This window comes from Paraflavitalea soli, assembly GCF_003555545.1.
GTDB lineage: Bacteria > Bacteroidota > Bacteroidia > Chitinophagales > Chitinophagaceae > Paraflavitalea > Paraflavitalea soli.
This window is the reverse complement of sequence record NZ_CP032157.1, coordinates 8,048,687-8,068,079: the sequence shown is the minus strand read 5'-3', so window position 1 is coordinate 8,068,079 and position 19,393 is coordinate 8,048,687. Positions and strand designations below refer to the sequence as shown.

16 protein-coding genes are annotated in these 19,393 nt (G+C 48.1%); 10 read left to right on the top strand and 6 right to left on the bottom strand.

Annotation, left to right across the window (positions count from 1 at the left end; translation table 11 throughout):
• Positions 1-46 precede the first annotated feature (46 nt).
• Entirely contained in the window at positions 47-697 is a 651-nt protein-coding gene (rpe, locus tag D3H65_RS31125) for a ribulose-phosphate 3-epimerase (protein ID WP_119054054.1), read from the top strand.
• A 179-nt stretch (positions 698-876) separates the two neighbouring features.
• On the opposite strand, the gene D3H65_RS31120 is transcribed toward rpe, so the two are convergent.
• The gene (locus D3H65_RS31120) at positions 877-1,590 is read right to left on the bottom strand and encodes a DKNYY domain-containing protein (protein ID WP_119054053.1); all 714 of its coding nucleotides are present in this window, start codon (positions 1,588-1,590) and stop codon (positions 877-879) included.
• Positions 1,591-1,900: 310 nt separating this feature from the next.
• Here D3H65_RS31120 and D3H65_RS31115 point away from each other — a divergent pair, with 310 nt between their 5' ends.
• Genes D3H65_RS31115 through D3H65_RS31095 form a run of 5 tightly spaced genes read left to right on the top strand, consistent with a single transcriptional unit; the run spans position 1,901 to position 7,700 of the window.
• On the top strand, positions 1,901-3,235 hold the full coding sequence (locus tag D3H65_RS31115) for a TolC family protein (protein ID WP_119054052.1): 1,335 nt from the start codon (positions 1,901-1,903) through the stop codon (positions 3,233-3,235).
• 34 nt (positions 3,236-3,269) lie between these two features.
• Positions 3,270-4,535 carry an efflux RND transporter periplasmic adaptor subunit gene (locus D3H65_RS31110; protein WP_119054051.1) on the top strand — a complete coding sequence of 422 codons (1,266 nt, stop codon included), beginning with the start codon at positions 3,270-3,272 and terminating at the stop codon, positions 4,533-4,535.
• Between the two features lie 35 nt (positions 4,536-4,570).
• A complete protein-coding gene (locus D3H65_RS31105; protein WP_119054050.1) occupies positions 4,571-5,320 on the top strand; it encodes an ABC transporter ATP-binding protein in 750 nt (249 codons plus the stop codon).
• Between the two features lie 11 nt (positions 5,321-5,331).
• On the top strand, positions 5,332-6,558 hold the full coding sequence (locus D3H65_RS31100) for an ABC transporter permease (RefSeq protein WP_119054049.1): 1,227 nt from the start codon (positions 5,332-5,334) through the stop codon (positions 6,556-6,558).
• A 59-nt stretch (positions 6,559-6,617) separates the two neighbouring features.
• Complete coding sequence (locus D3H65_RS31095) at positions 6,618-7,700, top strand: Gfo/Idh/MocA family protein (protein ID WP_119054048.1); 1,083 nt, start codon at positions 6,618-6,620, stop codon at positions 7,698-7,700.
• A 1-nt stretch (position 7,701) separates the two neighbouring features.
• Here the strand turns inward: D3H65_RS31095 and D3H65_RS31090 are convergent, their stop codons facing one another.
• A complete protein-coding gene (locus tag D3H65_RS31090) occupies positions 7,702-9,567 on the bottom strand; it encodes a T9SS type A sorting domain-containing protein (RefSeq protein WP_162915894.1) in 1,866 nt (621 codons plus the stop codon).
• A gap of 102 nt (positions 9,568-9,669) precedes the next feature.
• Entirely contained in the window at positions 9,670-10,587 is a 918-nt protein-coding gene (locus D3H65_RS31085; protein WP_119054046.1) for a hypothetical protein, read from the bottom strand.
• A gap of 131 nt (positions 10,588-10,718) precedes the next feature.
• Here D3H65_RS31085 and D3H65_RS31080 point away from each other — a divergent pair, with 131 nt between their 5' ends.
• From D3H65_RS31080 to D3H65_RS31065, 4 genes are all read left to right on the top strand, one after another.
• Complete coding sequence (locus D3H65_RS31080; protein ID WP_119054045.1) at positions 10,719-13,202, top strand: TonB-dependent receptor; 2,484 nt, start codon at positions 10,719-10,721, stop codon at positions 13,200-13,202.
• A gap of 104 nt (positions 13,203-13,306) precedes the next feature.
• Complete coding sequence (gene rhuM, locus D3H65_RS31075; protein WP_119054044.1) at positions 13,307-14,299, top strand: virulence protein RhuM/Fic/DOC family protein; 993 nt, start codon at positions 13,307-13,309, stop codon at positions 14,297-14,299.
• Between the two features lie 200 nt (positions 14,300-14,499).
• Entirely contained in the window at positions 14,500-14,916 is a 417-nt protein-coding gene (locus D3H65_RS31070) for a hypothetical protein (RefSeq protein ID WP_119054043.1), read from the top strand.
• 93 nt (positions 14,917-15,009) lie between these two features.
• Positions 15,010-15,726, top strand: a complete 717-nt coding sequence (locus tag D3H65_RS31065) for a pyridoxine 5'-phosphate synthase (RefSeq protein WP_119054042.1) — start codon at positions 15,010-15,012, stop codon at positions 15,724-15,726.
• 95 nt (positions 15,727-15,821) lie between these two features.
• On the opposite strand, the gene D3H65_RS31060 is transcribed toward D3H65_RS31065, so the two are convergent.
• The 3 genes from D3H65_RS31060 to D3H65_RS31050 are packed head-to-tail and all read right to left on the bottom strand — an operon-like array spanning position 15,822 to position 19,373.
• The gene (locus tag D3H65_RS31060) at positions 15,822-17,165 is read right to left on the bottom strand and encodes an OmpA family protein (protein WP_119054041.1); all 1,344 of its coding nucleotides are present in this window, start codon (positions 17,163-17,165) and stop codon (positions 15,822-15,824) included.
• 60 nt (positions 17,166-17,225) lie between these two features.
• Positions 17,226-17,666, bottom strand: coding sequence for a septal ring lytic transglycosylase RlpA family protein (locus tag D3H65_RS31055; protein WP_119054040.1), 441 nt, complete (start codon positions 17,664-17,666; stop codon positions 17,226-17,228).
• 18 nt (positions 17,667-17,684) lie between these two features.
• Positions 17,685-19,373 carry a L,D-transpeptidase family protein gene (locus D3H65_RS31050; RefSeq protein ID WP_119054039.1) on the bottom strand — a complete coding sequence of 563 codons (1,689 nt, stop codon included), beginning with the start codon at positions 19,371-19,373 and terminating at the stop codon, positions 17,685-17,687.
• Between the last annotated feature and the right edge of the window lie 20 nt (positions 19,374-19,393).

Genomic DNA, 19,393 nt, shown 5'->3' with positions numbered 1-19,393 from the left:
GCTAACCGATAAACCTTTCCACCAGTTAACACATCAACTTTACCACATGCCAATAGTAGCGCCTTCTTTACTAGCGTCTAATTTTCTGAAACTACAGGAGGAATGCACCATGCTGAATGAAAGTGAGGCCGAATGGTTTCACCTGGATGTAATGGACGGTGTATTTGTACCTAATATCAGTTTTGGACTGCCGGTCATTGAACAGATCCGTACCACTACCAAAAAGGTATGTGATGTGCACCTGATGATCATACAACCCGACCGGTATACGGAAGCATTTAAGAAAGCCGGGGCAGATATCCTCACGGTACATATAGAAGCCTGTACGCACCTGCACAGGACAGTACAACATATCAAATCGCTGGGTATGCAGGCAGGGGTATCGCTCAATCCGCATACGCCGGTTGACAGCCTCAAGGATATACTGGATGATATAGATGTAGTATTGCTTATGAGTGTGAACCCGGGGTTTGGCGGTCAATCCTTTATCCTGCACACTTTACATAAGATTAAGGAGCTTCGCCGTATGATCGATGAACGGGCACTGAATACGAAGATCGAGATAGATGGCGGCGTCACCCTCGAAAATGCCGCCAGTATTGTACAGGCTGGCGCAGATGTGTTGGTAGCAGGCAGCACGGTGTTCAAATCAAAAGATCCCAAAGCGACCATCAGTCAGCTCAAACATATCGCTTGATATGGAAAAGTCCGGAAGGCCGGAAGTCCGCAAGTCCGGAAGAGAAGAAGCAGTCACTGTATTTCTTACCGACTTTCGGACTTACTGACTAACCGACTAATTAATTTGTTTATGGCTAAAGATCTCTTTTCCCGGCAGGCGGCGATCTATGTCCCCTTGTTTATACGGCTGGGCAAGGTTTAATAACGCCTGCCGGTCTCATATTTATAATGCTTATCTTCTGCTGCCCATTTTTCGCCGCTTACCACCTTAAAGGTTTTGGCGTCAGCACCCGCTACTATTTGATGCCCGTAAAATACCAGGCTATCGTCTTTTACATATTCAATAAAGGGATCAGCAGTATCTGGTGGGATCAATACCTGTAGCTTTTGTACGTTGAGGCCTTTCAGCATTTCGCCCTGGTAGAATACATGATCTTTGTCAATACCCCAGCGATACTCCCCAAGTCTTTTAAAAGTGGCAGGATCAGCCTTGTCTACTATCACTCTAATGCCACCATCCGAATTTCCATAAAAGTAATATACATTGTTTTTATCCTTTGAGTATTCGGTTGAATCCAACCAAACAAAAGAATCTATATCTACTATCGACTGAAGCGGCTTATTAATAGTGGTATCCCCGTTATAGATGGGAAAAGTGCTGTCGTAGTACAACTCAAACTCACAGTGACAGGCAGTATCTTTTGCCAGTACCCGCTTACGCTCATAAAGCTGTCCGTTTTTACTTATATAGAAATCATATTTCAGATGTTTATAGTTGGCACTGTCAACAGGTTCTTTTGCATAAACAATGGCGGCATCACTTTTTTTAATAACCTGATCAGTTCCGGTAGGGCTGGAACAGGCATAGACAGCCAGCAAAAAGATCAGGCTTAGAGCTGCAGGGATATTCATACGATGGGCAAAGTTGAGTGGATATAATTACAGGTCCTTGTCAGAGACCGGGGCCTGATAAAGGTACAAAGGGCCGGGTATATGATTTGCATTCTACCCTTGTAAAGTCAAACATAATCTTTAACGAACCCCTTAATCACCAAACGATAACAAGTTGATTGGATATGATTTCGTATATTCAATGAATAACTAATATAAACGGCTGTACCGGCTGACTGATTCCCCCAGCCCAGATACATACCGTTTACAGGATACCCCACTCCTAACCGCTTTGCTGTCCCCAACCTAACTACTCTAATATTTTCGGGATATGAAAAAAGTAATGATCATTTTAATGCTCACGGCAGGCAGTTCTATGTTTGTAAATGCCCAGGATACACTCCTGCAGCGTGTTCCGGTGAACTGGACATTGGAGAACAGCATTGCTTATGCCCGGCAGAACAGCATCACTATCAATACGCAAAAGCTAAGCAGCCGCTCCGCCAACGAAGACCTGCTGCAATCGAAAGCAGCCAAACTGCCCAGCCTGTCGGGGGCTATGTCGCAATCACTGGTCAACAGTACCAATACCGATCCGGTAGTAGGCGGCTTCCAGACACAGGCCAATTTCAGCAGCAACTACTCCCTCAGTTCGTCCATTGTACTGTTCAATGGCGGTTTTCTGAAGAATGATATCAAGGCAAAAGAGCTGTCGTTAAAAGCAGCCAACCTAAATGTGCAGGAAACCGAAAATGATATTACCCTCAGCATTACCCAGGCGTTCCTGAATATCCTGCTGGCCAAAGAGAATATCGTGTACATGGAAGAGATACTGGCCACCTCCCGCGCCCAATTGAAGCAAGGACAACAACAGTTTGATGCCGGCAGCATTTCGCGTAAAGACTTCCTGCAATTTGAATCGCAGGTAGCTTCGGATGAATACAACCTGGTCAACGCCAATAATACCCTCCGGCAAAATACCCTGGTATTGAAACAATTGCTGCTGTTGCCTTCTACTTACAACTTCGAGGTCACCGTTCCCCCTGCTGTGAAGGTAGATGCCGAAGGACAGGGACTTATTCAAACACAGGAAACGGCACAGCAAACAAGACCCGAGATCGAGAACAGCGAAGTAGCGGTACAACTGGCGGAGGCCAACCTGGCCAAAGTGAAAGCAGGTACCAGGCCAACCATTAGCCTGGGCGCTTCGCTCTCTACGGGCTACTCAGATAACCAGGCAAACCCTTATCTAAAGCAACTGAACAATAATTTCTACCAATCCCTGGGCATCAATATGAGCGTTCCTATTTATAATAAGCGGATCAACAAAACCAATATTGCCAAAAACAATATCCTCATTGAACAGGCAAGGCTTGCTCAATTGGATACCAGGAACACGCTGAACCAACAAATAGAGCAGGTATACATCAGCTGGCAGAACGCGCTGGCGCAATACACTGCTGCCAATACGCAAATGAAAGCCAGTGAAGAAACCTACAATATCACCAACGAACAATTAAAATACGGATCGGTGAACCTGGTAGAATTGTTACAACAGAAAAATACGTATGTACAGGCCACACAGGCATACATACAAGCCAAATACAGCAGCATACTGTATGGCAAAATATATGACTTCTATGCGGGTGTGCCCATCACATTCTAAATCAATTTGACAACGGACATAAAAAGGATCTACCATGAAAAAAATTAAATGGCTCATCTGGGTGTTGGTGCTGGTAGCTGCAGGCGTGGGTATATGGTACTGGAAATTCAGGGAAGAAAAAACCACCATTGTCCTCAATACGGAAAAACCACATTATGGAACGATTGCCAATACGGTAACGGCTACAGGCACTTTGCAGCCGGTGGATACGGTAGCCGTCGGCTCGCAGGTATCAGGCACGATCACCAAGGTGTTGGTTGATTTTAACAGTACGGTGAAAAAAGGGCAATTGCTGGCGCAGCTGGACAAGGTATTGCTGCAGGCACAGGTAGATCAGATCAACGCCAACCTGCAACAGGCCAAGTCGAACCTGGTGTACCAGCAAAGCAATTATGAGCGGCAGTCGAACCTGTACAAGGTAGGGGCCATTGCCAAGGCGGAACTGGAAACTGCGCTGTACCAATACAATGCGGCAAAAGACAATGTGAACAGTGTGGCAGCGCAGTTGTCTTCGGCTAAACGCAATCTCTCCTTTACAAATATCTATTCGCCCATCGACGGCACTGTTCTATCGCGTAATGTAAGTGAGGGACAAACGGTGGCATCCAGTTTCAATACACCCACGCTCTTCAGCATTGCCAGGGACCTGACCAATATGCAGGTGCAGGCATCGGTAGATGAAGCGGATATCGGCAACGTAGGAAAAGGGCAGCGTGTCATTTTCACGGTAGATGCTTTTCCGGAAGATACTTTTAGCGGGCGGGTGAAAGAGATCAGGCTACAACCTTCCACTTCTGCCAACGTGGTATCCTATACCACGCTTATTGATGCTCCCAATTCAGACAAACGGCTAAAGCCGGGCATGACAGCCAGCATCTTCATTTACACCAAAGAGGTAGAACATGCTCTACTGGTATCGGCCAGTGCTTTCAATTTTGAGCCCGACACGGTGCTGCGGAAAATATACAAGGTGGAAAGGCATTCGGGTTCTCCGCCGGACCGCCGGGATACCACCAGGCATAAAAGGGATACCAGTGTGCGTACCACCGGCCAGCCAAGCTATGTATGGGTAAAGAAAGACAGCGCGCTAATCCTTCACCATGTAATGACGGGCATGACGAATGAAACGCAGCGGGAGATCCTATCGGGCCTCAGCACGGAAGATGAAGTGGTAACAGGCTATGAAACGCTGAAAGGCAAAGCAAAGGCCAAATCAACCAGTCCGTTCATGCCCCAGCGTCCGGGTGGCCGGGGCGGCGGAGGAGGCGGCAGTGGCGGCGGCACGCGACCACCGCGATGAGCCTGCATTATTAATGAAACCTTATACGGTATAATATGGCTACAAAGATCCTTGACATAAAAGGCCTGAAACGTGAGTTCAAAATGGGCAGTGAAACGGTGCGCGCTTTAAAAGGCGTGTCCTTTCAAATTGAAGCGGGTGAGTTTGTTACGATCATGGGCAGCAGCGGGTCGGGCAAAACCACGCTATTGAACATTTTAGGTTGCCTTGACAAGCCCTCGGATGGAGAATTCCTGCTGGATAATATCAGTGTGAGAGACCTCTCGCGCAATGAACTGGCCAGGCTGCGCAACCGGAAGATCGGTTTTGTGTTTCAATCCTACAACCTGCTGGCGCGCACTTCTGCGCTGGAGAATGTAGAACTGCCCTTGCTCTACAACAAAGAAGTAGGAGCTAAAGAGCGGCATGAACGGGCGCTTAGATCGCTGGAAGCGGTTAAACTGGCGGACCGGCTGGATCACCTGCCCAATCAATTGTCGGGCGGCCAGCAGCAGCGTGTGGCCATTGCCCGGGCGCTGGTCAATCAACCGGTAATGATACTGGCGGATGAAGCAACGGGCAACCTGGATACGCGCACCTCGTACGAGATCATGTCACTGATGCAGGAGCTGAACCAGCAACAGGGGAAAACGATCGTATTCGTGACGCACGAACCAGATATAGCAGCCTTTAGTTCCCGCACGATCACCCTGAAGGATGGCCGGGTAGTAAAAGATATCGTCAATGAAAATGTGCGATCGGCGCAGGAAGCGCTGGCCGCCTTACCCACCCAGGATGATTATTAAAACCATGCAACATGAATGTGATCAACCTTTTTAGAATTGCCTGGCGGGCGCTGCTGCGCAACAAGCTGCGTGCCTTCCTGACCATGCTGGGCATCATCATTGGCGTAGCGTCTGTGATCACGATGGTGGCTATTGGCCAGGGGTCCAAACAAAGCATCAGGGACCAGTTGTCGACCATGGGTTCCAACATGATCACGCTGCGCCCCAGCAGCAATACCACTGTGGGCGGCGGCGCCAGGCTGGGCGCTGCTTCGCTGCAAACTTTAACGGTAGAAGATGCCAAAGCGATGGAAGCACAAGCGCAATATATCACGAACGTATCTCCCGCTGTGAACGCCAGCGGACAGGTGATCAATGCGGCGCTCAACTGGCCCACCAGTATGCAGGGGGTGAGTCCGGGCTACCTGGATATACGCCAGTGGAAATTGAAAAGCGGTGTCAATTTTACGGATGAGGATGTAAAGACGGCCAACAAAGTATGCCTCATAGGGCAAACGATCGTAGAGAATATATTCGGCAGCGGCGAAGACCCGATCGGCAAATACATCCGCTTTAAGAAGATACCCTTTAAAGTGATCGGTGTGCTGGAAGAGAAAGGAGAAAACGCTTTTGGGCAGGACCAGGATGATATCATACTGGCCCCTTATACCACGGTACAAAAAAGATTGCTGGCCATCACCTACGTGCAAACCATTTACGCTTCGGCCATTGATGAGCAAAGCTCGGCGCTGGCCACCACTGAAATATCAGCCATTTTGCGCAAACAGCACAAGTTAAAGAGTACCGACCCCGACGACTTTACGGTTCGCACACAGGCTGAGCTGATCAGTACGATCAGTTCTACCAGTGAACTGCTCACCGTATTACTGACAGCCATTGCCGGTATTTCACTGCTGGTGGGCGGCATCGGCATCATGAACATCATGTATGTATCGGTGACGGAGCGCACCAAAGAGATCGGTTTGCGCATGTCGATTGGTGCGCGGGGTATCGACATTCTGCTTCAATTCCTGGTAGAAGCCATCTTCATCAGCATCACCGGCGGTGTCATTGGTGTGGTACTGGGCATTGTGGCGGCCAACCTGGTCACCCTGCTGTTTTCCTGGCCTACACTGGTCTCGGAATCCTCCATTGTACTGTCGTTCCTGGTATGCGCCATTACAGGGGTGTTCTTTGGTTATTACCCTGCGCGGAATGCCTCCCGGCTGGACCCTATTGAGGCATTGCGGTATGAATAATGAACTATTTTTTCCTGTGCCGACAACCGGATGCCAAAAAAATATAGCTTTGGCAGGTTATGAAAAAACTTCGCTCCGCCATTATTGGATGCGGTAAAATGGCGCATGTACATGCGCAGGCATTGATGAATATCGGGGAAACAGAATTGGTAGCTGTCCAAAGCCGCAGCCTGGACAAGGCAACGGCTTTCGCTGGCAAATACCAGGCACAACCCTATACGGATATTGCCACCATGATCAGGCAGGAGAAAGTAGATATGGTGGTTATTTGCACGCCTCATCCTGCTCACAAAGCTGCCGCTGTTACTGCTTTTGAAAACGGCGCACATGTATTGGTAGAGAAGCCATTGGCCATCAGCCTGGCGGATTGTGATATAATGATAGCAGCCGCTGCTGCTGCCGGTAAACAACTGGGCATGATCAGCCAGCGCAGGTTTTTCCCTTCCTGCATGCGCATTAAACAAGCCATTGACGATGGCAAGCTGGGCACCCCCATGCTGGGTTTTGTAGTGATGTATGGCTGGCGCGATGAGACCTACTATAAAAGTGATCCCTGGCGGGGCAGCTGGGCAGCAGAAGGCGGCGGCGTATTGGTAAACCAGGCGCCTCACCAGCTTGACCTGCTGCAATGGTTTATGGGCAGTGAGTTTGAAGAGCTATACGGCGTTTGGAACAATATCAACCATCCTTATATTGAAGTAGACGATACGGCGGTAGCCATTGTACGGTTTAAAAATGGCGCGCTGGCCAATATCATGGTCAGCAATGCACAAAAGCCAGGCATCTATGGCAAGGTGCATATCCATGGCTCCAATGGCGCTACAGCTGGTGTACAAACGGATGGGGGAAGCATGTTCCTGCCGGGCCGGTCGACCATCACGGAGCCGCCATTAAATGACCTGTGGACGATCGCCGGTGAAGAAACCTCCCTGAAACAATGGCAGGAAGAAGACACACACCTATTCAATACAGTGGACCCGGTAGAATATTTTATCCGGCTGCAGCAACGGGACTTTATCCTGTCGGTCATTGAACAACGCAAGCCGCTGGTAAGTGGCAGTGATGGCAGAAGAACAGTAGAACTGTTCAATGCCATCTATAAGTCTTCTAAAGAAAGGCAAGCAGTCAGGTGGCCTTTGTAATCTATCGTTTAATGATCTGTTGCACACGGCTGCTACCAGCTGTTACGAGTTCTACCGTATATATACCAGCCGGCCACCTGGTCATTTCCAACTGAATGGTATTGTTACTGGTTCCATACCTGGTTTGTAAACAATGGCCGTTCATATTGAACAACCGCAACTGCACAGGCTGCTTTTTTTGCGTGTCTACCCGGGCATTCAAATTTGTAGTAACGGGATTGGGATACAGCTGATACGTTATGCCAGGTTGCCGTGGCGTACTACGGGGATTGGTATTGGCAGGCGGCAAGGCCAGCAAAATATTGTAGAGCAAGACCATGCCAATACTGGCATCGTCCAACTGATCGGTGATCATAGCATTTAATGTATTCTTTTGAGCAGCATCCATCGCATCGGGCTTCATGGGTGAGCCTGCCCCTATTTCATACCAGTTTTGAGGCGCCAGGATATTTTGTGTCCACCATGCCGTGGTTGTATTGAAAACACCACTATACTCCGGGTAATTGCCCGTCATGGAAGTGGTAGACTGTCCATTGCTGTTATCTACATAAAAAAAACGGCTGATATTGGCGTTGAAATTATTCTCCTTGCCCGGCCCTCCTACTGAATAAAGACCAAAGGAGCTGCCCACAGCATCGTGGTTATAAAAAGCCATAGCTATTCCATTGGCCCCTGCTGCCCCGTTAAACTGGTTGCGGGTAAAGGTAGCGTTGTTAAGGACCTTGGTAGTGGCAGATGTTTGTATGACCTTGGAGTTGACAGTGATCAAACGAAAATCATTGTGGGCGCCCGGATCTTTGATAACGGGTGTAAAGAAATTACTGTCCACCAGCACGGTGTTGTAATTACCCAGGCTGATATACCAGTTGCTATTGTAAAAAGTATTCCCTTTAACAATGGTGGTCTTATTGATATTACCACTCATTAATCGTAACAGGGCATATGCGGGTACGGCGGGCGCCAGGAAATTGAAGTAATTGGAATCCACCAGGATGGTGCCGGTACTGGTATTGGAGGTGGACAATTCCACTCCACCACCATTAAACTCATTATTGCGGATGGTAACATCGCCATTCATAAAAAACCGCATAATCACATCATGGTTACCTGTCTGTATGGTATTCTTCTCTGCTGTGGTGCCGCCCACCAATAAAGCATACGCATTATCGGCATACACACCTGCCCTGAAAGCGGCATCCGCAAAACCGTTTTGTGCAAGCGTACTTCCGGAAATAAAATTGCCGGAGACTTTTACATTACTTAAGCCTGCGGGAGCAGTGCTATATTTAGATGCGCCGTAGCTAATAGACGGATTCAGGGCAATGGCATTTGTCCTTGCGTATGCAAGGGCTGTAAAAGCAGGTAAAGAGGAAGGCAGCCCGTTCCTACTTGCTGTAATAATATTGTTTAGTACCTGCAATCCTGAAGCATCACCAGAGGTATGTATGGCCGAGTGGACAATATTCAGCTGTACAATAAAGTTGATATTTTTGATCACCACGTTTTGCGCAGTTACTTTAAACAAGGTGGGCAGTACGGTACCGGCCGTTGAGTAATCAGCAATGGTGCCGGTATAGTTTACAGTAGTCTGGCCGGCATTCACTCCATCGATGGTAACCGGTTTATTGATCACCACCAGTTCATTGTATGTGCCGCTGCCCAATTGGATGGTATTACCCGCTGAAGCGATAGCAATACCCTGGGTGATGGTTCTGTAAGGATTACCCGCAGTACCGTCGCCGGAAACATCATTTCCGGAAGGAGCCACATAGATGGTTTGTGAAATAACAGACAGATGAAGATTACATAAAACTGTTATGATACCAACATAACGGGTAATCCTCTTTAGGGGTAGAGGTCTTTGCATAGGTACGGATTTGGTGCCTCCGCCCAAAATAGAAAAAATATCCGGATATTAATAGCCCTGCCGGACATGGGCATTTATCACCATATGCAACAAACTGGCAGCTTACATCTTATGCCACATCTGCTCCAATACATGCTCGGTCTCCATCCTCCAATCGGGCAATCCTTTGACCCAGGTGAATTCATAGTCTACGATCACTTTGCGTAATACATCGTAGCCTTTGCGGGCCTGGTCTTTGTCATAAAAGCACTGTACCCAGGAATCGCGGATATCATCCCAATCGGGCATGCCGATCCCTCTCGCATACCATACGAATATGACGGGCAATCCGGCGAAGTTTATCTTTTCCTGCTGCCGTAAAATATTATCGCGGTAGAACAAGGCATAAAATTGCAGGCATTGTCTGGCCCGCACAGCAATAGCACTATCATTTTCCGGCTTTACCGGTCGTATACGCCATTGGTTATTGACCGGATGGAAAGGATCATTCAGCTTGTTTTTGTGTACGATCCCATCGGAAGATAAGTTGAGGTACAAGGATTTGCCGGCCTCATTGGTAGTGATCAACCGAAGGCTGCGTGAATTCAGTTCATTGATATGCCAGTTGGTTTCCTTGTTATCTGCTGCCCTAAGTACGAGGGTCATTTCCTTACCCTCCTGTTTGATGCGCCAGGTACCGATAGAAATATCGCCCCGTGGATTGGCCACATAGCTGCTGTCGTTAAAAAGGTCCAGCCCGGGCACTGCCTTATCGCCGGCTTCATCCCGCATCAGCTCAGCCGAAGTAGCGCCTTCCGTTTTCCCCACTTCCCAATGCTGGCAAATTATATCCAGGGCATTCACCTTTTTAATGCCGGTCAGTTTGGTGATGCCGGTATCGCCGGTAGCCAGGGTCTCTTTTACAATATAGGGGGCATTAGCCTTGGGTCTGTCGCCTCTACTGCCCGTATGATCGCCACATCCTAAGGTAGCCAGCAGCAGGGTTGAGGAACAGACTAAGCATATATTCAGCAGGCGCATAACAGTTATTCCGGGATTTTAATACCCATAACGGGTCAGGTTTGAGCGCCAAAATAAAATAAATAATGGGTTTTTCTGTTTTAGAGTGACCACAAATTCAATTAATTTCGACAGCATTAAAATCTGACCGGTTGAGATTTACACCTTTACTACTTTGCTGCTTCCTCGCTTTCCTGTCTTTGACAGCCGTAGCCCAGAAAAAACCGGCCTATGTGACGGGTAAGGTAGTAGATGAGAACGAGCAGCCCATCTCGCATGTATCGGTGATGATCCTTGGCCGCCGTACGGGTACTTCCACCTCCGATTCCGGCACTTTCCGCCTGCAAGCTCCTCCCGATAAAGCCTTTGCCATTGTATTTACCTATACGGGTTATAAAACGGAACAACGCAATTTCCTGCTGAATGAGCAGGAAGAAGAACGTATCGTGATCCGTATGGAAAGAGGAGCGCGGCAACTGGATTCGGTGGTCGTAACAGATCAGCGGCAAAGACGGGAAGCCGGCCTCATTGTGCTCAATCCCAAAAACGCGATCAATATCCCCTCCCCTACAGGCGGCATAGAAAGCCTCATTAAAGTATTCGTAGGCTCTAATAATGAGCTGACCTCCCAATATTCGGTACGGGGGGGTAATTACGACGAGAACCTGATCTATGTAAACGATTTTGAAGTATTCCGCCCCTACCTGGTACGCAGTGGCCAGCAGGAAGGATTGAGCTTCATTAATCCTGAGATGGCGAGAAACGTCAACTTTTACAATGGCGGTTTCCAGGCCCGTTATGGCGATAAGATGTCATCTGTGCTGGACATCCAATACAAGAGGCCCAAACAGTTTGGCGGATCGGCCTATGTTGGATTATTGGAACAGGGGCTGCACCTGGAAGGTACCAGCCGTAATAATAAATTCAGCTTCCTGGTAGGCGTGCGTAACCGCAGCAACCGCAACCTGCTGGCCAGTCAGGAAACAAAGGGCAATTATGTGCCCTCCTCGGCCGACCTGCAGGCTTTGCTCACGTACCAGATCAATAGCCGCAACTCACTGGAATTATTGGGCAACCTGTCGCAAACAAAGTTTACACTGGTGCCGGAGTTTAGCCAACTCACCACTTCTGTGTTTTCTCCTTTTTTCAGCGCCAACCTGGGGCTGGATATTTATTTCGAAGGACGTGAAGAAGACAAGTACCGCACCAGCATGCTGGGGCTTTCCTGGATACAGCAACTGCGCAAGAACCTACGCCTCAAATGGATGGTGAGCCGCTTTGAGAACGATGAGCGTGAATCTATCGACATCACCGGCGCTTACCTGTTCGGAGAGCGCTCTTTCGATAAAGGCAAACCTGATTACGGGCTTATTGTGAACCCGCTGGGCGCCGGTCTTTCCCAAACCTTTGCCCGTAACAAATTGAATATCGGCATCTGGAATTTCTCGCATAAAGGCACCCTGGATAAAGGCAGGCATTATATTCAATGGGGGCAAAGTATAGAGCGGCAAACGATCAATGACAAACTGCATGAATGGGAATACCAGGATTCAGCGGGCTATAACCTGCCGTACAATCCCGACCGGTTTGAGCTCAGCAAATCGCTTCAGTCGAAGGCTGACCTGGATATTACGCGGCTAACAGGCTATATCCAGGACAATATCATCTTTAATGACTCCACCGGCTTTACGCTGCAGGCCGGTGTACGGTATAATTACAATACACTTAACAAGGAATTCCTGCTTTCGCCCCGGGCAGGTTTCTCCTGGAAGCCGGCGCATTGGAAACGGGATATGATCTTCCGCGGGGCTGCGGGTGTCTATAACCAGCCACCTTTTTACCGTGAATTACGCCGTTATGACGGCACGGTGAACGAGGCGCTCAAAGCACAAAAAAGCTGGCAGGTAACGGCTGGTTTGGATTATAATTTCAAATCAGGTACAAGACCTTACCGCTTTACGGCAGAAGCGTATTACAAACATATGTGGGATGTGGTGCCTTATGATGTAGACAATGTACGGCTGCGCTATTTTGGAGAGAACCGCGCCAAAGCCTATGCCACGGGTCTGGAGATGCGCCTGTTTGGAGAACTGGTAAAGGATGCAGAAAGCTGGATCAGCATTGGTTTTATGCGCACGCGGGAAGACCTGGATAAGGACACGTACTTTGACTACAAACTGGACTCGCTGAACAAACCTGTTGACAGCACTTTGAAAGAAGGCGGCTGGCTGCGTCGTCCCAGTGACCGCTTACTCACCTTTGGCATGTTCCTGCAGGATTACCTGTCTACCAACAAGAACTTTAAAGTATACCTGAACTTCCTGTACGGCAGCAACCTGCCTTATAATATCCCCAACAGCGTTAAATACCGCAATGCACTCATCATTGAGCCCTATATGCGGATAGATATTGGCTTCAGTGCGCTCCTGCTGGACAGCGAGAAAAGCAACCGCAGGAGCCATAGCCCCTTCCGCAACTTTGAGAATATCTGGGCTACGCTGGAGGTCTTTAACCTGATAGACCGGGACAATACGATCTCTTACCTGCTGATCAAGGACTTTTCCAATGCCACTTTTGCCATGCCCAACCGGCTTACGCCGCGCTTATTGAACCTGAAACTGGTTGCACGGTTTTGAGGGTGCGTGGTGCGTGCGCTTGTTTGTTATAATCTTCCATGGGGCCAGTAATTACGATAAACAAAACTTTATTGGTTTTGCCGTTGCCTTATCTTTATAGGACTATGGAAAACGAAAAGATCATCATTTATCAAACACCTGATGGGAAGATATCCATTGATGTGACGCTGGAGCAGGATACCATTTGGCTGGATCAACATCAACTTGCCGATTTATTCGAAGCGGATAGAACCTCTATCACGAAGCATATTAAAAATATTTACAAATCAACAGAATTAGACGAGCAGGCAACTTGTGCAAAAATTGCACAAGTTCAGCAAGAGGGTAATAGGAAGATAAATCGAAAGATTACCCGCTATAACCTGGACATGATCATTTCTGTGGGATACAGGGTCAACTCAATCAGGGGTACGCAATTCCGAATCTGGGCCAATAAGGTCCTAAAAGAATACCTTATCAAAGGCTACTCACTGAATGAAAAGCGCTTGCACGAACAATCCCTGCAATTTGATGCACTAAAACAGACTGTCCGGATATTAGGCAATGTTTTGGAATCCAAGCCTCTAACCTCAGACGAAGCCAGTGGGTTGCTTAAAGTCCTCACAGATTATACGTATGCACTGGATGTTCTGGACAAGTACGACCACCGTACATTAACTATTGAGGCTATCCACAAAAGGCAGTCTTTCACGTTTACCTATGAGGAAGCCATGAAAGCCATCCATGGCTTAAAGGATAAATTCGGTGGCAGCAGTCTTTTTGGTAATGAAAAGGATGAATCCTTTAAAAGCTCCATCGCCACCATCTACCAATCATTCGGCGGGGAAGATCTGTACCCCAGTGTAGAAGAAAAGGCAGCCAACCTTCTTTATTTCGTGGTGAAAAATCATTCATTTTCAGATGGGAACAAGCGCATTGCAGCTTTCCTGTTTGTTTGGTTTTTAGAAAGAAATAGGTTGCTGTACAGCAGTAATGGTACAAAACGCATTGCTGATAATGCCCTCGTAGCGCTTACCCTCATGATTGCGGAAAGCAAGCCAGATGAAAAAGACATCATGACCCAGGTGGTGGTAAACCTGATCAATGGCAACAACTAAATCCTCCACTAAACTTCATCGCCTTAGTCTATTTCTTCCTTCTTTATTGTAACCCCAGGGTCTGTTTTATTCCCAAAAGCAAGATTTTAATTCCCGCCATGGGAAAGATGGAAGTGCCAGCTTTCTGCTAACTCTATGATCTTCAGCGCGTGCCAAAACCGGCACCGGATTGGTATCTATGGGATCAAATCCCTTATCAAGTGAAACACAATATTAACACCGGCACAGAAGTACAGAAAGCAGAGCAGCAACAGGCCATTCAACGGCAATTGAACCGCCTTTTACAGGAAGCGCCGGTGGGTACCCCTGATAATACCCACAACCAAAACAAGCATATTGTGATTACAAAAGTCCTGGTTCGCCCGAATCCGTTTTTCACGGCCATCACCCTGGATGTTACCAGCGAACAAAGCCGCCACACGATTGTGCGGATGTATGATACAGAAGGGCATATTGTGAAGATGTTCAGCTGGTTCCTGGTAAAGGGTACCAATGTGACGAGCATCAATGAGATCAATTCTCTCTCAGCAGGAAAATATCACCTCGACATGATCGATAACGAGGGTAAACTTTTATATAGTACAAACGTGACCAAAGAAAACTTAGCGCATTTGTGATCCCTGCGCCCCCCATGAAGAAGGCTGTCCCGGAGTTCGGGATGGCCTTTTTTCGTTTCATGGATAGTACCCCGGAAACTTCTAATTTTGGGTATGACCAAGTTAAGCGTAAACATTAATAAGTTTGCCACCCTGCGCAACAGTCGTGGCGGTAATAATCCGGATGTAGTAAAGGCTGCTATTGATGCCCAACTCTTTGGGGCGGATGGGGTAACGATCCATCCCCGGCCTGATGAACGGCATATCCGTTACCAGGATGCCCGTGATATTAAGAAGATCATTACCACTGAGTTTAATATTGAAGGCAATTGCCGGGAACAAAAGTTCATCGACCTGGTATTGGAAGTAAAACCAGACCAGGTAACGCTGGTGCCGGATGCTGAAGGCCAATTGACTTCGGACCACGGTTGGGATACGATAACACATGCCCACTACCTGCGTGAAACGATACAGGTTTTCCGCAATGCCGGCATCAGGGTATCCATTTTTGTAGATCCTGTTATAGAAATGATCAATGGGGCAGCGGAAACGGGTACAGACCGGATCGAGTTGTATACAGAAGGCTATGCCCGTGAATACCTCATCAATAAAGAACAGGCCATAGCGCCTTACAGGACGGCTGCTATCCGGGCCAACGAACTGGGGCTGGGTATCAATGCCGGGCACGACCTGGACCTCCAAAACCTGGCTTATTTTGCCCAACACATACCCGGACTACTGGAAGTATCTATCGGTCACGCTTTGATCGCTGATGCGCTGTACCTGGGGTATGAGAATACGATACAGTTGTATAAGCGCCAACTGGCGTAAAAAGCGACGAGCCATGAGCTGCGAGCTTCGAGCCTTTGGAGGCTGTATTTGCTCGCTGCTCATAGCTCGCAGCTCGTAGCTTGTAGCTTGTATTCTTAGTCGTAATGCAGCTTCAGCTCTACCCTTCTGTTGGCCGTACGGCCTTTGGCCGTTTTATTATCGGCAACGGGTTTGTCCTGGCCATAGCCTGCAGAACGTAAGCGATCGGCATTGACTCCTTTTTTATTAAGGTAATCATACACGGCTTTTGCCCTCTTTTCACTGAGCGCCTGGTTGGTAGCAGGCTTGCCTGTATTATCGGTATGCCCTTCCACATCCAGTTTCAGGTTGGCATCTTCGTTCATCAACTTCGCTACTTCATCCAATGATTTATTGGATTTGGCCAGCAGTTTGGCACTGCCTGTAGCAAAGAAGATATTGCGGGCGGCTACATCTATGCGCTTTTTCACTTCAGCAGACACCTCGGGACAACCATTATTTGCTGCTACACCGGGCAGATCAGGGCATTTGTCTTCTTCATCATTCACACCGTCCTTATCACGGTCAGGAACGGGGCAACCCTGGTAACGGGCAACTCCCTTTTCCTTCGGACACTTATCTTCTTCATCATTGATGCCATCGCCATCTGTATCGGGAATGGGACATCCCTGGTAACGCTCCAGGCCCCGCTGATCGGGACATTTATCATCCTTATCAGGTATACCGTCGCCATCTGTATCGGGACATCCCTGGAACTGTGCCAATCCTTTCGCCTGGGGGCAGGCATCGAGGCTGTCAATAACGCCATCCCCATCTGAATCAGGCGGCGGTGGCGGCGGCAATGGCGGAGGTGGGATGACCTTGGGAGTAGCCTTTCTTTTACCGATCGCACCAGCGAGGCCAATGCTGTAAAAGAAATGGTTACTGGCCTTATCGGTTATACCGATCCGGTACTGTGAATTGATGAGCAGGAATGCTTCATCAAAAAGATTTACCTGCAGGCCCAGGCCGGCAGGTATAAAAGCACCATAGTAACCTTTGTATTTTGAGGCACCTACACCCACCTGGAAATAAGGTGATACCACATATTTATTGCTGAACATTTTACCCCGTATGGAGGCATCCACTTCCAGCAAAAGGTTATCCTTACCCGCAGTAGTACCATCCTTAAACGAATAGTCAAGAATAGAACCTGCAAGTGTACCCGTAAAATCAAAACTGGGAGAAAGGCCGTGAATGTAATTGATGGCTAAACCGGGAGACATTTCCTTGACCTTGCCGAATTGTTTGTTGCGCAAGGCGGCGCCCAAAGAGGTAGAACGGATAGCCTGAGCCGATTTAAAATCATTAAAGATAAAGTGAACGCCAAGAGTAGGATTCTGTATGTAATCGTCATCCTGGCAAAGAGCAATCGTGTGCAGCAGTAATAAGGCCAGCACCATGCCTGAGATTTTCTTCATAAACCATGCAGTTTGGTTCGGTAATGAGCAAATGTAGCAGGTACAAATTAAATGTAGAAATTATTTATTATCTTCATTTTCACCTGGACTGGCTGGCTTTTGCCTGCCCAGGTATTCTACCTTTACACGCGTCAACCCTCTCCCGGTATAGCCCAGCTTTTTAGCGGCCGCACGACTCAGATCAATTAAACGGGGATTTTTGGGGTGCATCCGGTCCGTTATACGAAGGATCACACTTTTCTTATTGCGGCTATTGGTGACCCTTACCCAGCAGTTGAGCGGATGGGTATTACTGGCCGCTGTCAGGCCATTTTGGCTAAATATCTCTCCATTGGCAGTCTTTCGCCCTTCGAATTTATTGTGGTAAAAACTGGCTATGCCGTACTGGACCCTGGCCACGTTCTTGCTCCTGGTCAGCACAATACTGTCTTTTTTCTCCTGGGCAGCCACCATGGCGGGTGTTCCGGTAAGCAGTAAAGCATACAGAATACGTTTCTTCATAGAATATTGGGGGATTATTTATAGGATCGATTTGTCGGCGAAATATCGCTCCCTCAACACTTTATCTTCTGCATAGATATCATCATAAATACGAAGTTTGCCGCTCTTTCCCTCACAGGTAAAGTAACGGATATAGATGGGCACCCGGTGAAAACCGGATACAATGTGTTTTTCCTGGCGGGCGATCCAGGCCCTGAGGGTATCCGGGCGATACTTGAGGGTATCATCCCGCACCAGGAAGTCGGCCAGCTTCAGGAATTCCTTTACCCGTACGCAACCATGACTTAATGCCCTGTTGCTCCGGCTAAACATCCAACGCACATTGGTATCATGTAAGTATACACTATACTTATTGGCAAAGTTGAATTTCAATACACCCAATGAATTATCATCTCCCTGGCGCTGTTTCAGCAGGTAGGGGAAATACTTTTTACTGAGCTTGCTCCAGTCTATCGTATAAGGATCGATGATACTGTCATTTTTATCTACCACCATCAGGTTTTCCTTATTGAGGTATGCTACATTCTTCTGGATCTTGGGCAGCATTTCCTTAAATATGATGCTGTAAGGAACTGTCCATTGGGGATAGATAATAAAATTGGATACGTTGGAGGTGAGCAACGGGGTCCTGGTCTTTGGCTGACCCACAATGACCCTCGACTCCAATACCATGGTATCCATATTCATCACCTGCATGTAGAATGAAGGGAGGTTGACCCAAATATAGGTAAGGGGCAGGGTATCGGGCAGCATCTTGTAACGATCGAGATTGATGGCTATACGCTTGAATTTCTCCCAGTCGGTATTGTTGAGGCTGTTGACTGTATTTTCATTGATCTTCCCTGTAGGCTTGAGGCCTTTGGCCGTTTGATAGCCCATGATCGCCTGCCGCCAGGCCGCCGTATCGATCAGTTCAGTAGCGGAGGTTAACACATCCTCCTCAAACAGGCGCCTTTGCAGGGCATTGTGCAAGGCAGCAGAATCTTTATTGGGATAATTGATGTATGTATACCTTCTGAATGTCTGGATAGAATCCAGGAAGAATTTTAAACCCTGCTTGAGTGAATCGTACTGCGCATGTTTCGGTTCCAGGTCATGAAAAGTGGCGGTCACATTGTTGGTATGCCGCATGAGGTGGAAGACCTGGGTATAGAAATCATTGTTCAGGGCAGAATCATTCCGTAAGGTCATACTGTCCTTCTCCAGGTGTCCCAGCTTAAGGTGGCGGGTGGTAAGAAAGAAAGCGTCTGTCAGCATCAGGTCGGCCCGGGACCATAAAGCCGCATCCCTGCGTGCCGTAGAATCAGTGGCCATCTTTGCCCGGATGCCTGCGAGGGCCCGGAAGTGATAATCTGAAGGGAATAAACCGTATTCTTTGGATCGTTCTATGAATGTATAAAGAGAATCACCCAGGGCCGACCAGTTTTCCTGAGCGCACCAGAGCGGCTGGTAGTTTTCCTTTTCATACAGGCCATTTACCAGGGAGTCGTTGGCCAGCAACACGGTGTCATTGAGACGACCTTTATTATCCAGTATGAACGCAAGGGCTGTTTTGAGGTTATCGCTTACGCGTACTTCAAACTTTTCCGGCACTGCTACAATGTCCTTTTCCGGGGGTTTAACGGTTGCCATATTACAGGCCAGCAGGGAGAGTGAGCAGATTACCACACAACAACCCATCATGCCCGCATACGTACTTTTATTCATTGTTTGACTTAATTGATCAG

Coding starts and splice junctions, on each gene's coding strand:
- rpe (WP_119054054.1), top strand. CDS start 47: ATGCCAATAGTAGCGCCTTCTTTACTAGCGTCTAATTTTCTGAAACTA.
- D3H65_RS31085 (WP_119054046.1), bottom strand. CDS start 10,587: ATGCGCCTGCTGAATATATGCTTAGTCTGTTCCTCAACCCTGCTGCTG.
- D3H65_RS31090 (WP_162915894.1), bottom strand. CDS start 9,567: ATGCAAAGACCTCTACCCCTAAAGAGGATTACCCGTTATGTTGGTATC.
- D3H65_RS31110 (WP_119054051.1), top strand. CDS start 3,270: ATGAAAAAAATTAAATGGCTCATCTGGGTGTTGGTGCTGGTAGCTGCA.
- D3H65_RS31105 (WP_119054050.1), top strand. CDS start 4,571: ATGGCTACAAAGATCCTTGACATAAAAGGCCTGAAACGTGAGTTCAAA.
- D3H65_RS31100 (WP_119054049.1), top strand. CDS start 5,332: ATGAATGTGATCAACCTTTTTAGAATTGCCTGGCGGGCGCTGCTGCGC.
- D3H65_RS31055 (WP_119054040.1), bottom strand. CDS start 17,666: ATGAAGAAACGTATTCTGTATGCTTTACTGCTTACCGGAACACCCGCC.
- D3H65_RS31065 (WP_119054042.1), top strand. CDS start 15,010: ATGACCAAGTTAAGCGTAAACATTAATAAGTTTGCCACCCTGCGCAAC.
- D3H65_RS31120 (WP_119054053.1), bottom strand. CDS start 1,590: ATGAATATCCCTGCAGCTCTAAGCCTGATCTTTTTGCTGGCTGTCTAT.
- D3H65_RS31060 (WP_119054041.1), bottom strand. CDS start 17,165: ATGAAGAAAATCTCAGGCATGGTGCTGGCCTTATTACTGCTGCACACG.
- D3H65_RS31050 (WP_119054039.1), bottom strand. CDS start 19,373: ATGAATAAAAGTACGTATGCGGGCATGATGGGTTGTTGTGTGGTAATC.
- D3H65_RS31095 (WP_119054048.1), top strand. CDS start 6,618: ATGAAAAAACTTCGCTCCGCCATTATTGGATGCGGTAAAATGGCGCAT.
- rhuM (WP_119054044.1), top strand. CDS start 13,307: ATGGAAAACGAAAAGATCATCATTTATCAAACACCTGATGGGAAGATA.
- D3H65_RS31115 (WP_119054052.1), top strand. CDS start 1,901: ATGAAAAAAGTAATGATCATTTTAATGCTCACGGCAGGCAGTTCTATG.